This is a genomic window from Aquamicrobium segne, from assembly GCF_042656785.1.
In the GTDB taxonomy this organism is placed as follows: domain Bacteria; phylum Pseudomonadota; class Alphaproteobacteria; order Rhizobiales; family Rhizobiaceae; genus Mesorhizobium; species Mesorhizobium segne.
Window position 1 is genome coordinate 54,531 of sequence record NZ_JBHSLL010000012.1, and the last position, 13,711, is coordinate 68,241.

The following is a 13,711-nucleotide window of genomic DNA, read 5'->3' on the forward strand; positions in this document are numbered from 1 at the left end:
GGACCCTTGAAAGCCCCTGTTTTCAGGACAGGCTTTGTTCGTAATCCGTAAAATCAAATTCACGAACCACTTTGACCGATCCGTCCAGTTCACGAATCGCAATGGCTGGCATGTTGACGCCGTTAAACCAGTTCTTTTTGACCATAGTATAACCGGCAGCATCCTGAATGGAGATGCGGTCGCCGGTTTTCAACGCGGCGGGGAAGTCGAATTCGCCAAAAATATCGCCTGCCAGGCATGATTTTCCACACAGCATATAGCGATGCGGGCCTTCATCGGGGCTGACTTTGGCGTTTTCGCGATAAATCAGCAGGTCCAGCATATGGGCTTCGATGGAGGAATCGACGATGGCAAGCTGCTTGCCGTTAAACAGCGTATCCAGCACCGAAACCTCCAGCGTTGTGCTTTTGGTGATGGCGGCTTCCCCCGGCTCCAGATAGACCTGCACCCCGAAACGATCGGCAAAGATGCGCAGCCGTTCGCAAAAGGCGTCGAGCGGATAATCCTTGCCGGTAAAATGAATGCCGCCGCCAAGGCTGACCCATTCGGCACGTTTCAACAGGGCGCCGAATTTTTCCTCGATCTGGCCAAGCATCCGGTCAAACAGCGAAAAATCCGTATTCTCGCAATTGTTATGGATCATGAAACCGCTGATGCGATCCATGACTTTTTCTACTCTTTCGGCATCCCACTCACCAAGGCGGCTGAAGGGGCGGGCAGGATCGGCAAGGTCAAAGGAGGAGGAGGAAATCCCCGGATTAAGCCGCAGGCCGCGCACAATGTTGGCGGCCTGCTCCTCAAAACGCTCAAGCTGGCCAATGGTGTTGAAAATGATCTTGTCGGCGTGGGAAACAACCTCGTCGATTTCATAATCGGCATAGGCCACTGAATAGGCGTGGGTTTCGCCACCGAATTTCTCATGGCCCAGCCGTACCTCATAAAGTGAAGATGAGGTGGTGCCGTCCATATAGGGGCGCATGAAATCAAATACCGACCATGTGGCAAAGCATTTGAGCGCCAAAAGCGCCTTTGCCCCGGATTTTTCGCGAACAGTGGCAATCTTTTCCATGTTGCGCAGCAGGCTTGCCTTATCGATGAGATAATAGGGGGTTTGAATGGTCATTGGCCTGCTCATGGAAAACCACCTGAAAAAGGGGTTTTAATAGGGGGGGTGAAAAAAGGGCTGTCTGGAACTTTTATGTTCTGCTTCGGGCAGGGTGTTCCAGATTTATGGATATGGAAAATGACGATCCGGTGACGTTTGAATTTACGTCCGCGGCCGCGCCCGCTTACCTTGCGGGTTCCTGTCTGGGTTTTCGCATCATTTTCATGGAGCCAAAGCTAATGGAGCACCCTGCCAAGTTCAAGTGACAAGTTTGCAAAGCGGGTTCTGCTTGACAAATGGCCAATATGATCCAAGCTGTCAGTCATGAAAACACGCGGACCAGTATCATGTTTCGGAGCCACCCCTTAATGGGCTGCTGACCCGGCTCGGGCCTCGTTCCCCCGAGTCCGGGGGCCTCCATCCTTAAAAAATATTCACGGTGCAGAACGGCACCAAACATGACGGCGCAGAACGGCGCCAATATCTTCAACTGTAGGCTCTGAAGGCGAAATTTCAGGGCTGACCTTACCGCCTGTTTGCGCGGTACAATAAAGACAGAAAACGCCATGCGTAAACCCAGCATTATCATCAGCAAGGCCGATCATGAACGGTTGACCACACTGGCCAACGGGCTTCTGGAAAAGAAACCGGAAATGGCCGATGCGCTGCTTAACGAGCTTGAGCGCTCCAGGGTGGCGGCTTCCGGCAATGCCTTGCAAAGCACCGTGCAGATGGGGGCTACCGTCGACTATGAATCCGACGATGGCAACAAGCGCCGTGTCACACTGGTCTATCCGGGTGAGGCTGATATTGAGCAGGGCAAGGTTTCGATTCTCACCCCCATCGGCACCGCTCTGCTTGGCCTCAAGGTTGGCCAGTCGATCAACTGGACAGCCAATGACGGGCGCACACATCGCCTGACCATCACTGCGGTGGAGACTGCTGCCTAAAGCCTGTCTCTCGAGACTTAAGAACCAGTTTCGAGATAAAGACATGCGTAAAAACAAGAGCCTGGAGCATGATGACGGTTCAAGAAAAATCGTCATGCTCTTGGCATTTTTGAAAACCAGAGCGTCGGGCGTAGAGCGCCGTGCGTTTTATGGGAAGCGATGAAGCGCTTCAGACCGTTTCCAGATAGGTTTCGAACTCGAAATTATTGACCCGCAGCGCAAAGGTTTCCAGTTCCTGCCGTTTGCAGGCAACCAGCGAGCCGCGCAGCGCATCAGGAAATATCTCGGCAACCATAGAGCCGCTTTCAAAGCTGGCAATAGCCGAGGCCCAGTCGGGCGGCAGCTTGGGCAGGTCGCGCTCATAAACATCGGTGGTGGCAGGCTCCCCCGGATTGAGGTGCCTTTCAATGCCGATGAGGGCGGCCCCTAAAATGGCGGCCAGAACCAGATAGGGATTGGCATCGGCTCCGGCGACACGGTGTTCAATCCGGCGCGCTGCCGTAGGCCCGCCCGGGATACGGATGGCGACCATGCGGTTTTCATAGCCCCATGCCACGGTGGTCGGCGCATGGGAGTTGGGGCGCAGACGCCGGAACGAATTGAAATGCGGGGCAAATACCAGCGTACTTTCCGCCATGGCTGCCAAAAGCCCGCCAACGGCATGGCGCAATGTGTCTGAGCCACGCGCGGTGCCATCATCGAAGATGTTGACGCCATCTTCATCCAGCAGGCTGAAATGGACATGCAAACCGCTGCCTGAGCGTTTGCCGTAAGGCTTGGCCATGAAAGAGGCCACAAAGCCATGTTTGCGGGCAATGCCCCTGACCGTGCGCTTGAACAGGATGGCATCGTCGGCGGCGCGCAAGACATCATCGGTATGGTTGAGATTGATTTCGAACTGGCCAACACCATTTTCGGCAATGGCCGAATCGACAGGAATATCCTGCGCCCGGCAGGCTGCATAAACATCATGCAGAAAGCTTTCAAAATCGTCGATCTCGTCAATGGAAAGGGCCGCGTCCGAATCAAGGCGTCTGCCGGTCACTGGCGAGATGGGGCCGCGTGGACGTTCAGGCTTGGGATCGACCAGATAAAATTCCAGTTCGGTGGCCACCACCGGCTTCAGTTTCAGCGCTTTGTAGCGCTCAAGAATACGCGCCAGAACCTGCCGCGGGTCGCCCAGAAAGGGTGCGCCGCTTTCCTCGGTCAGCCATAGTGGAATAAGGGCGGTGGGGTGTGCGGTCCAGTCCATCGGCAACAGGCCCCGCCCGGTCCATTGGCACACGCCATCGGCATCACCGGTTGAAAAGACCAGCTTGTTGCCAACAATATCTTCGCCCCAGACATCAAGGCCGCTGATCGAAAGAGGCATCCGCAGCTTGCCTTCAAGCGCCTTGCTTGCCTGATCGACGGGAATGCGCTTGCCGCGCAAAATACCGTTCAGGTCGCAGACCGCGGCTCGCAGGCTGTGAATGTCGGGCCGGCTTTTCAGCCAGTCCAGCATTGTGCTGATCTTTTCACTCAAGAGGCACCTCCGGGCTGGTTGACAGGCGCGCATGCGACACAAGCCCTGCCTGATGTTTCATAGAAATGAACCATTTCAGGGATGAGACTATCCGGCGGTTTCCAAATTGCCAAGATGGAGCAACAGGCTGAAAAAAATCAGTTTCTTTTGCGGGCGCGATTGGCGAACGGATTGTCGGAGGTGCGCAGCGCCATGCGGATTGGCACGCCCGGCATGTCAAAGGCTTCGCGCAGGCTGTTGACCAGATAACGCACATAAGATTGCGGCATGACATCGGGGCGCGAGCAGGAAACGACGAATCCGGGCGGGCGGGTTTTTGCCTGTGTCACATATTTGATCTTCAAGCGCCGTCCGGCCACGGCAGGTGGCGGATGATAGGCCAATATGCCTTCCAGCCAGCGATTGAGCCGGCCGGTGGAAACCCGGCTGTTCCAGACCTTGTGGGTGCGCATCACCGCTTCCATCAGCCTGTCGAGGCCACGTCCGGTTTCAGCCGAAACCGGCACGGCCTGAATGCCGCGCACCTGCGGCAGCAGCCGTTCGGTCTTTTCACGCAATTCGGCCAGAACCTGCTGCGGATTGTCGATCAAATCCCATTTGTTGAAGGCAATGACCGGCGCGCGGCCTTCGCGAATGATCAGGTCGGCAATTTGCAGATCCTGTTTTTCAAAAGGAATGGTGGCGTCAAGCACGATGATGACGATTTCGGCAAAGCGGATGGCGCGCAACCCGTCAGACACAGAAAGCCGTTCCAGCTTTTCCTGAACTTTTGATTTGCGCCGCATACCGGCCGTATCGAACAGCTTCATCTGGCGGTCCTGCCAGGTCCAGTCGACCGAGATTGAATCGCGGGTAATGCCGGCTTCCGGGCCGGTCAGCAGCCGCTCTTCGCCAATCAGCGCATTGATGAGCGTGGATTTTCCGGCATTGGGGCGGCCAACCACGGCAATGCGCAGTGGTTTGCTCTCATCATAGGCGGTATTTTCAGAGTCCGGGTCGGTAATGTCTTCACCAATCAGAACTTCGCTGGCGGCAAGAGCCTCATTGTCGTCCTCATCACCCGTGCCAAGGGCGCGCTCTTTACCCAGCGCTTCAACCACGGCATCGCGCAGATCGGGAATGCCAATGCCATGCTCGGCAGAAAGCGGCACCGGCTCACCAAGCCCCAGTTCCCATGCCTCCAGAAGTCCGCCTTGTGCGTTGCGTGCTTCGGCCTTGTTGGCGACCAGAACCACCGGCTTGCCGGAGCGGCGCACAATATTGGCAAAAGTCCGGTCGTCGGGTATCAGCCCGGCCTTGGCGTCGACGACGAAGAAGATGACGTCGGCCTCTTCGATGGCAATTTCTGTCTGCGCCCGCATCCGGCCGGGCAGGGAGGCAGCCGGAGCATCTTCAAAACCGGCCGTGTCGATCACGTCAAAGGCAAGATCATAGAGCTTTGCAGCATGGATGCGGCGATCACGGGTCACACCAGGTGTGTCATCGACCAGCGCCAGCTTACGCCCGACCAGACGGTTGAAGAGCGTGGATTTGCCGACATTGGGGCGGCCGATAATGGCGGCTTTAAAGCTCATGGTTTACGACGCATTGCCCGAACCGCGGATCAGTTCGGACATTAAAGTGGCGCGCTGGCGAATGTTTTGCGGCGCCTGATCATCTTCTGCGATTTGCTCAAACAGCTTGAGCGCATCGGCTGTCTTGCCTTCCTTCCATGCAGAAAGCCCCAATGCCTCGCGGGCGGAATGGCGCAGTGCATCGCTGTCTGAAGCCAGAGTTTCAACACGGGCGGAAACATCGCTGTAAGAGCCGCTATCGACCAGAAGAAGCCCGGCGCGCAGCCTTGCCATGTCGCGCAGAACCTGCGGAATGGCGCTGTCGGCGGCAACAAGGTCAAGCTCGCTGACGGCAGCAGCGCTATCGCCGCTATCGGCCTTGAAGGTTGCTGCGCGCAGCCGGGCCAGAACCGGATAGGCGCCATAGCCATCTTTTTCCAGCTCGGTCAGGGCTGCAAGCGCCTCCTGCTCCTTGCCTTCATTGGCCAGCATGAGTGCTTGTGAAAAAGCATCGCCTGAGCGGTTGGCACGGCTTTCGTCCCAATGGCGATAGGCAACAAAGGCCGAGGTTGCCAGAACGACAAGGATTGCAATGGTAATGATTGCCGGGCCATAGCGTTTCCAGATCGCCTGTGCCTGCTCCTTGCGGATTTCTTCATTGACTTCGCGGATAAAACTATCGTCGGCCATTTATTCAACCGTTTATGTATCGTCGGGCATTTTTACATTGCCAGACATGATCATGCCCCTGCCAGATCATGTCACTATCAGGGGCGTTTGCCAGTATGGGCGCTTGAGTATGGGCGCTTGTCAGCGTTTTAGCTGAAATTTGCCAGCATGGAAGGGGCAGGGGTGAAAATAGGCTCATCCGTGCTCTTCTGTGCCGCCTGTTGCGATGTAGTGCTGATCGATTTTGGACAATTCGCCGCCCGAAAGGGTTGCCTCGAACGCATGAAGGCGTTTGTAAACCGACAAAAGCTCCACAATGGTTGACCATGAATTGACCAGAAACTGGAAGGAACTGGTCACTTGCGAAAAAGCGTAGCTGATCTGGTTCATCAGGCCAAGCGTCAGCTTTTGTGCTGCAATCGATGGCACCATGATCAGCAGCGCAAACATGTTGTTGGCCTGCAGATAGGTGTAACGCACCACGTTGAAATAGACATAGTGGAAATAGAGCTTGAAATAATTATAGCGCACATTGGCAAACAATTCGCCAAGCGTTACCGGCTGGGCACGGTCTTCATGGTCTTCGCCATAAACCAGTTCCTTGCGGTAGGCAGCCTCCACGCGCTGATTGCGAAACTGAAGACCCGGCAGTTTGACGCCAGCCAGCGCCAGCGCCAGCGTGCCAAAAATCGACCAGGCAATGGCGGCGATCAGCAGCGGCTGTGCAACCGTGCCGACGATCGGCAATTCGCCAATATGCTTGGACAGATTGATCAGCACCGGGGTGAAGGCAATCAGTGTCATGATGGAATCGACGAAGGCGACGCCAAGATTTTCCATGATCTGGCTGAACCGCATCGTGTCTTCCTGAACACGCTGTGATGCACCTTCAATATGGCGCAGCTTCTCCCAGTGGCTGACATAATAATCATTCATGGCGGTGCGCCAGCGAAAGATCCAGTGGCTGACGAAGAAGGCATTGAGCACGGCAATATTCATGCCAACAAATGCCAGCCCGGCAAAGGAGCCGATTTCGCGGTAAAGCCGGTCGGGGGTTGCGGTTTCGCTTTTGGAAAGAACAGCCTGAATGAGATCGTAAAAAGGGCCGTACCAGGCGTTGACCGCCACCGAGACCTGTACCTGAAAATAGACGACGAACAGGATCAGGGCAGAGCCTAAAATCGACCAGTGCTGCCAGGGATTGGGGGCATACCAGCGCCAGAAACCGTAAAAGATCAAAACCCCAAACAGGAAATAGATGTAAAACCACAAGAAGGGCGGTGACCAGAAAATGGACACGCCGATGATGGGGGGCGCATCGGCAGCTGCGGGGGGCAGGCCGATCAGGCTTCCCAGTTCAGCGCCACCCAAAAACCAGACGGCCACCAGTATGGCGCTCCACAGGGCCACGGACAGGAAAAACAGCCTGGGCTGGGGAAAGAAAGATACGAACAAGGGCTGTCCTTATAAACTGGGCGAAGCGACGCTGAAGCGACACTCTGGCAAGGCGGCCATAAGGTCACATTTTGTCTTGTGCGAGCAAGATCAAAATCATGGCTATTTTGGTACAATCGCAGCGCATAAAACTGGAAAGCTGCTTGTCCGGGCTCTATGTAATGGTTTTGGCATCTTATTTTGCAAGGTTTTTTTGGTGATGACGCAACAGGCTCCCCTGCTTTCTCCCATGGCTGATTTTTCAAACGTGATCGATCCGGTCAAGCTCGACCGGATGGCGCAAGTGGCCATCAAGGTGGGGCTTCAGCTTCAGCCGGGACAGGATCTGGTGCTGACATCTTCCATTGCAGCGCTGCCCTTGACGCGCCGGATCGTGGAAGAGGCCTATAAGGCCGGGGCCGGGCTGGTTATTCCGCTTTTTTCCGATGATGAAATCACCCTTGCCCGTTTCCGTTATGGTTCAGACGCCAGTTTCGACCGGGCTGCAGCCTGGTTGCCGGAGGGCATGGCCAAGGCATTTTCACAAAATGCAGCGCGCCTTGCCGTGCGTGGCGATAATCCTTCGCTGCTTGCAGGGCAGGACCCGGAAAAGGTGGCGCGCGCCAACAAGGCCAATTCAACAGCCTATCAGCCTGCTTTGGAAAAGATTACCGGCTTTGACATCAACTGGACCATTCTTGCCTATCCGGAAGTGGAATGGGCAAGGCAGGTGTTTCCCGGAGAAACAGATGAAGAGGCAGTGCGCAAACTTGCCGATGCTATTTTTGCCGCCAGCCGGGTTGATAATGAGGACCCGGTCGAGGCGTGGCGTCAGCACAATGCGCTTTTGGCAAAGCGTACGCAGTGGCTGAATGGTCATCGCTTCCAGTCGCTGCATTTCAAAGGCCCCGGCACGGATTTGAAACTGGGTCTGGCCGAGGGCCATGAATGGATGGGGGGTGCGTCTGTTGCCAAGAACGGCATCACCTGCAATCCCAACATTCCCACCGAGGAAGTATTTACCACGCCGCATGCTCTGCGTGTTTCAGGCCATGTGTCATCGACCAAGCCTCTGTCCTATCAGGGCACGCTGATTGACGATATTTCGGTTCGCTTTGAGGATGGGCGCATTGTCGAGGCGAGCGCCTCAAAGGGCGCCGATGTGCTGGGCAAGGTGCTCGATACCGATGAAGGTGCCCGCCGGCTGGGCGAAGTGGCGCTGGTGCCGCATTCCTCACCGATCTCAAAGAGCGGCATCTTGTTTTACAACACGCTGTTTGATGAAAACGCCTCGTGCCATATTGCGCTTGGCCAGTGCTATTCCAAATGCTTTGTCGGTGGCGATAAGTTGACAGCTGATGAAATTGCAGTCCGTGGCGGCAATAAGAGCCTGATTCACATCGACTGGATGATTGGTTCCGACAAGGTCGATATTGATGGCATCCGCGATGATGGCAGCATTGAACCGGTGATGCGCGCCGGTGAATGGGCATAAAGCGCGAATGGGCATGAAGCCATGACAGAACTGGTCGTCAAACGCATTTACGAGCCCGTTTCAGACAATGACGGGCAGCGTGTGCTGGTTGACCGGTTATGGCCGCGCGGCATGAAGAAGGAAAAGGCCCATCTTGATCTGTGGCTGAAGGATGTTGCGCCCAGTGACGATCTGCGTCACTGGTTTGGCCATGATCCCGAGCGTTGGGTCGAATTTCAAAAGCGCTATCGTGCCGAACTGGACGACAGGCAGGAAGCACTGGCTGAGCTTCGCGCTCTAATGGGCAAAGGCAAGGTCACGCTTTTATATTCCGCCCATGATGAAGCCCATAACAATGCGGTGGTGCTGGCGGCTTACTTGCGTGAAACTTAAACTTCAAGCTGCGCTTCATAAATCTGTGGCTTGAAGCCGACCAGTATTTTTTCACCCCTTTCCAGCACCGGGCGCTTGATCATGGTGGGGTGCGCCAGCAGCAGGGCTTTGGCCTTGTCCTCGCTCATATCCTGCTTGTCGCTGTCGCTTAAAGAGCGAAACGTAGTGCTGGCCTTGTTGAGCAGCACCTGCCAGCCGACCTTGCCGATCCATCCTTCAAGCATGGCCTGTTCCAGCCCATCGGCCCTGAAATCGTGGAATGTGTAAGCAATATCGCGCGCCTCCAGCCATTTGCGCGCTTTCTTGACAGTGTCGCAATTGGGAATGCCATATAGAGTGATGCTCAACGGGCTGTCCTTTCCAAAAAAGATCTTCTTGCAAGCAGAGCCGATTCGCTTCCCTTTGTCAGGACGGATCGGGGGAAGGCATGAAATTTCCCGCCGTTAACCCTGCATCAAGGTTAATGCTTCATTTTTGCTCTCCAGTGGGTTTTGTAGCGTCTGGAGAGTTTTCGTGCATCGACGTGTGTTGACGAGGCTGTTGGCTGGCGCCAGCACCAGCCAGTGTTCCTTCCTTGCGCCTCTGGTTCTCGGGCTTGGCATCTGGGTCGGTTTTCCCACCGCTACCGCTTTTCAGGACATGACCAGCATTGTTGCGGGTCTTGATCAGGATAGGCGCTGGAACGCCTATATTGAAAAGTCTGTTTCCGGCTCCACCCAGGCCGCCGAAATGCCGTTTCAGGCAAGTGCGGCTTCTGCGGCCGCCTTTTCCGGTTCAGGTGTGGTGCTGCCGGGTGTCGGCAAAGTGGCATTTCTGTCCAAAAATGGTGTTGTTGCCGAGACCCCGGATGAAGAGCGCATTGTGCGTGAAGGCAAAAGCGGGCGTCTGGTCAAGATTGCGCCTGTTGCTCCGCCAAAGAATTTTACCGCCGGCTCAATCTTTCAGCGCACCTCATCGCTTTTGCGACCGGCACTGGGTGGCAGTGTCAAAATGGCTTTTGTCAAACCGCAGATCAAAGGCAAGGAGGTGCAGATCGCTTCTGCTTTCCATCTGCGTGAAGAACCGAAAGCAGCCAAGGGCGTTTCAACCATGCTGGCCGGTCTGGTGAGCAACAACAAGCCTGATATTCTCGCCACCGCCTATGCGCCCGCAGAACCCAATTATGCAAAATCATCGCCATTTGCAGCGCTTTTGAAGGAAGAGCAACCGGGTGGCGGGCGGTTCATTCCGCCCATGGGCAAGGGCGACCATGCCTGGCTGCGCAATCCGCTTCCAGCTTCGGTATTTTCCCAAAAAGAACAGAAATGCCTGGCCACCGCCATTTACTTCGAGGCGCGCAGCGAACCCTTGCGCGGGCAGGCGGCCGTGGCGCAGGTTGTGTTGAACCGTGTTCGCAATCCAGCCTATCCGGGGTCAGTATGCGGTGTTGTCTATCAAAATGACCATTGGCGCAACCGCTGTCAGTTTTCCTTTGCCTGTGATGGCCGCAAGAAGGTGGTGACCGAGCACCGCCATTACAAAATTGCGGAAGAAATTGCTCTAGCGGTGACTGCGGGTAAAATTTTCCTGCCCGAAGTTGGCTCCTCCACCCATTATTACGCCAATTATGTCAGCCCCCGCTGGGCGCGCAGCATGAAGAGAATGACCAGAATCGGTCTGCATATTTTCTATCGCACCTATGGCGGCGGCTGGAGCTGAGTGTCGGCACTTGCACCCCGCAAGGCCGCAAGAAGGCCAGGATTCTCTGTTTTCCTCCTGCCTGCAGGTTCGGGCACTATGTCGCACTTCAATAAGCCATTGATTTGGAAGGGTGAATAGATAGCTTTTGAAAACCTTTCCGTGGGTTGACGGGCGGGAGGGGTGAAACTATGTTGCGCGCCAACTGGATGCAGACCGACAGCGAACTTGACGGCGGGCAGGGAGGTTTCAAATGGCCAGCACAAACGGGCCAGACGGAACCGGAAAAACCGGCCCCGGGCAAGAGCGCAAGGACAACATCCGCGACGACGACCTTGAGCGCCGCAGGCGTAAGCTGGGGGCATCTCTGGCGGCACGACGCCCGAAAGCGCTGAAGGGGGAAAATGACACGCAAGCAGGCGGTGCGTCTGGCTATGGTCAGGCGTTCAAGCTTTCCAGCGAATTCATTGCCGGTGTGGTGGTGGGTGTTGCGATAGGCTGGATGGTGGATCGCCTTGCCGGAACTTCGCCCTGGGGGCTGGTCATATTCCTGCTTGTTGGTTTTGCGGCTGGCGTCTTGAATGTTCTGCGCTCGGCAGGTGTGGTAAGTCAGGCGGGGGAAGAAGAAAAACCTCAGCCTGATGCGAAAGAATAATAAGCGTCTTAAACTTCAGGCGTTTAAGAGCAAACAGATTTAAGGCCCTGTGAGGCCATATGAGGACTGAACGTGGCAGCTGCTGACAAGGTTGATCCGATCCACCAGTTCCATATCAATCAGATCGTTCCGATCGAGATTGGTGGATATGATCTTTCCTTTACCAATTCCTCGCTATTCATGGTGCTGACCATTGTGACAGCCTCGGCTTTCCTGCTGCTGTCAACTTCGGGCAGGCATCTTGTTCCCAGCCGCTGGCAGTCCGTTGGCGAACTGGTTTATGAATTCATCAGGTCGATGCTCAAGGATACGACGGGTGAGGCGGGAATGCGCTATTTCCCCTTTGTGTTCTCGCTGTTCATGTTCATTCTTTTTGCCAATATGCTGGGCCTGTTCCCGTATTTCTTCACCGTAACCAGCCATATTATCGTGACCTTCTCGCTGGCGATGCTGGTCATCAGTGTCGTGGTCATCTGCGGCATCAAGCGCAACGGTCTTGGTTTCTTCAAGATTTTTGTGCCAAGCGGCATTCCGGCAATTCTCGTTCCGCTTGTGGCGGCCATTGAGGTGGTGTCGTTTCTTTCGCGCCCCGTCAGTCTCTCGGTTCGTTTGTTCGCCTCGATTCTGGCAGGCCATATCACCCTTAAAGTGTTCGCCGGCTTTATCGTTTCAATGGGAGCCCTTGGCACATTCGGCATTGCCGGCTCGATCCTGCCCATCATCATGACTGTCGCCATTACGGGCCTTGAAGTGCTCGTGGCTGGCTTGCAGGCTTATGTATTCGCCATTCTGACCTGCATGTATCTCAATGATACTTTGGGAGCAGAGCACTAAAAATCGCTCGCAGACGGTCTGCGTCGACAAAACCTGAAAAGCCATTCCACAAGGAGTTGAAAATGGAAGCTGAAGCAGCAAAGTACATTGGTGCCGGTATTGCGTGTCTGGGCATGGGTGGCGCAGCCATCGGTCTTGGAAATATCTTCTCAAGCTATCTGTCGGGTGCTTTGCGCAACCCGTCCGCCGCTGACGGCCAGTTCGGTCGCCTGGTGTTCGGTTTTGCCGTGACAGAAGCTCTGGGCATTTTCTCGCTGCTCATCGCCCTGCTGGCGCTGTTCGGCTGATTTGCCAATCAGGGCCGTGCCGCTGATGGCTGGCCCGAATAACAGGGACAAAAGATGTTCGTGACACCAGCCTACGGGCAAGAAGCAGCGTCTGACGATCAGGGCGCGACCGGACCCGAAATCCTTATCGGAACAGAAGTTCCGCATGAGGCTGTCGCTGAAGGTTTGTTTCCGCCCTTCAACCCTGAGAGCTATGCCTCCCAGATTGTCTGGCTGGCTATCACTTTCGGTCTTTTTTACCTGTTCTTGAAGCGTGTTGCGATGCCGCGTCTTGCCGGCATCGTTGAAACGCGCAGCGACAAGATTTCTGGCGATCTCGATATGGCCGCCAGGATGCAGGAAGAGGCGGACGCAGCCGTGGCCGCCTATGAGCAGGAACTGGCGCAGGCCCGCGCCGGCGCCATGAGTATTGGCCAAAAGGCCCGCGATGAAGCAGAAGCAGAAGCTGAAACTGCCCGCCAGAAGATCGAGGCCGAGCTTGACGCAAAGCTGGCTCAATCGGAAGCGCATATTGCTTCCATCAAGTCCAATGCCATGAAGGATGTCGGCGCAATTGCCGAATCCACGGCTTCCGCCATCATCGAGCAGCTTGTCGGCAAGGCTGACAAGGTCAGTGTGGCTGCTGCCGTCAAATCTGTTGCCGGTTGAGGGGTTCGATCATGGACGCAACATCTCTCGCTACACTTTGGGCAACCATCTCGCTGGTGATTTTCATCGGCCTGTGTATCTATCTCAAGGTTCCGGGCATGATCACCAAGGCGCTGGACCAGCGCGCCGACCGGATTCGCAATGAGCTTGAGGAAGCAAAGCGCCTGCGCGAAGAAGCACAGGCCCTGCTTGCCGAATATCAGAACAAGCGCAAGCAAGCCGAACAGGAAGCCGTCGAGATCGTCGAGACGGCCAGGCGTGAAGCTGCTGCCGTGGCCGAAGAGGCCACGCGCAAGGCTGAAGATTATGTGGCGCGCCGGACCAGCATGGCCGAGCAGAAAATTGCACAGGCCGAGCGTGATGCCATCAGTGAAGTGCGCTCCACCGCTATTGATCTGGCGGTTGAGGCTGCCCGCAAGGTTCTGGCTGACAAAACCGACAGCAAGGCCGATGCCGAACTGTTCAAGCAATCCGTTGCCGATGTCAAAGCCCGCCTGAACTGATTGT

The 13,711-nt window shown here is 55.6% G+C and carries 15 protein-coding genes; 9 read left to right on the forward strand and 6 right to left on the reverse strand.

The genetic code is table 11. From position 1 onward, the window contains the following. Positions 1–22: 22 nt before the first annotated feature. A complete protein-coding gene (locus ACFPLB_RS03415; protein WP_378227867.1) occupies positions 23–1,123 on the reverse strand; it encodes a carboxynorspermidine decarboxylase in 1,101 nt (366 codons plus the stop codon). A gap of 548 nt (positions 1,124–1,671) precedes the next feature. Between ACFPLB_RS03415 and rnk the strand changes: the two genes are divergently transcribed. Continuing rightward, complete coding sequence (gene rnk, locus ACFPLB_RS03420) at positions 1,672–2,055, forward strand: nucleoside diphosphate kinase regulator (RefSeq protein ID WP_378227868.1); 384 nt, start codon at positions 1,672–1,674, stop codon at positions 2,053–2,055. A gap of 169 nt (positions 2,056–2,224) precedes the next feature. On the opposite strand, the gene ACFPLB_RS03425 is transcribed toward rnk, so the two are convergent. From ACFPLB_RS03425 to sbmA, 4 genes are all read right to left on the reverse strand, one after another. Continuing rightward, positions 2,225–3,559, reverse strand: a complete 1,335-nt coding sequence (locus ACFPLB_RS03425; RefSeq protein WP_378228373.1) for a glutamine synthetase family protein — start codon at positions 3,557–3,559, stop codon at positions 2,225–2,227. Between the two features lie 158 nt (positions 3,560–3,717). Further along, positions 3,718–5,154: a ribosome biogenesis GTPase Der gene (der, locus tag ACFPLB_RS03430; protein ID WP_378227869.1), complete on the reverse strand. Its 1,437-nt coding sequence runs from the start codon at positions 5,152–5,154 to the stop codon at positions 3,718–3,720. A 3-nt stretch (positions 5,155–5,157) separates the two neighbouring features. Further along, positions 5,158–5,823 carry a tetratricopeptide repeat protein gene (locus ACFPLB_RS03435; RefSeq protein WP_378227870.1) on the reverse strand — a complete coding sequence of 222 codons (666 nt, stop codon included), beginning with the start codon at positions 5,821–5,823 and terminating at the stop codon, positions 5,158–5,160. Positions 5,824–5,997: 174 nt separating this feature from the next. Beyond that, positions 5,998–7,257 (reverse strand): peptide antibiotic transporter SbmA, encoded by a 1,260-nt coding sequence (gene sbmA, locus ACFPLB_RS03440; RefSeq protein WP_378227871.1) that lies wholly within the window; start codon positions 7,255–7,257, stop codon positions 5,998–6,000. 229 nt (positions 7,258–7,486) lie between these two features. Between sbmA and ACFPLB_RS03445 the strand changes: the two genes are divergently transcribed. Both ACFPLB_RS03445 and ACFPLB_RS03450 read left to right on the forward strand, forming a co-directional pair. Further along, positions 7,487–8,731, forward strand: a complete 1,245-nt coding sequence (locus ACFPLB_RS03445) for an aminopeptidase (protein ID WP_378228374.1) — start codon at positions 7,487–7,489, stop codon at positions 8,729–8,731. Positions 8,732–8,752: 21 nt separating this feature from the next. Next, on the forward strand, positions 8,753–9,103 hold the full coding sequence (locus ACFPLB_RS03450) for a DUF488 domain-containing protein (protein WP_378227872.1): 351 nt from the start codon (positions 8,753–8,755) through the stop codon (positions 9,101–9,103). On the opposite strand, the gene ACFPLB_RS03455 is transcribed toward ACFPLB_RS03450, so the two are convergent. After that, the gene (locus tag ACFPLB_RS03455; RefSeq protein ID WP_378227873.1) at positions 9,100–9,450 is read right to left on the reverse strand and encodes an ArsC family reductase; all 351 of its coding nucleotides are present in this window, start codon (positions 9,448–9,450) and stop codon (positions 9,100–9,102) included. The two genes, ACFPLB_RS03450 and ACFPLB_RS03455, sit on opposite strands and share 4 nt — an antisense overlap. A gap of 166 nt (positions 9,451–9,616) precedes the next feature. Between ACFPLB_RS03455 and ACFPLB_RS03460 the strand changes: the two genes are divergently transcribed. The 6 genes from ACFPLB_RS03460 to ACFPLB_RS03485 all read left to right on the forward strand — a co-directional run bounded on the left by ACFPLB_RS03460 (position 9,617) and on the right by ACFPLB_RS03485 (position 13,707). Beyond that, positions 9,617–10,801, forward strand: coding sequence for a cell wall hydrolase (locus ACFPLB_RS03460; RefSeq protein ID WP_378227874.1), 1,185 nt, complete (start codon positions 9,617–9,619; stop codon positions 10,799–10,801). Positions 10,802–11,033: 232 nt separating this feature from the next. Further along, the gene (locus ACFPLB_RS03465) at positions 11,034–11,435 is read left to right on the forward strand and encodes an AtpZ/AtpI family protein (protein ID WP_378227875.1); all 402 of its coding nucleotides are present in this window, start codon (positions 11,034–11,036) and stop codon (positions 11,433–11,435) included. Between the two features lie 72 nt (positions 11,436–11,507). Next, a complete protein-coding gene (locus tag ACFPLB_RS03470; protein WP_378227876.1) occupies positions 11,508–12,269 on the forward strand; it encodes a F0F1 ATP synthase subunit A in 762 nt (253 codons plus the stop codon). A 62-nt stretch (positions 12,270–12,331) separates the two neighbouring features. Further along, positions 12,332–12,556, forward strand: coding sequence for a F0F1 ATP synthase subunit C (locus ACFPLB_RS03475; protein ID WP_378227877.1), 225 nt, complete (start codon positions 12,332–12,334; stop codon positions 12,554–12,556). A 54-nt stretch (positions 12,557–12,610) separates the two neighbouring features. Next, positions 12,611–13,204, forward strand: a complete 594-nt coding sequence (locus ACFPLB_RS03480; RefSeq protein WP_378227878.1) for a F0F1 ATP synthase subunit B — start codon at positions 12,611–12,613, stop codon at positions 13,202–13,204. 11 nt (positions 13,205–13,215) lie between these two features. Continuing rightward, positions 13,216–13,707 carry a F0F1 ATP synthase subunit B gene (locus ACFPLB_RS03485; protein ID WP_378227879.1) on the forward strand — a complete coding sequence of 164 codons (492 nt, stop codon included), beginning with the start codon at positions 13,216–13,218 and terminating at the stop codon, positions 13,705–13,707. Positions 13,708–13,711 lie beyond the last annotated feature (4 nt).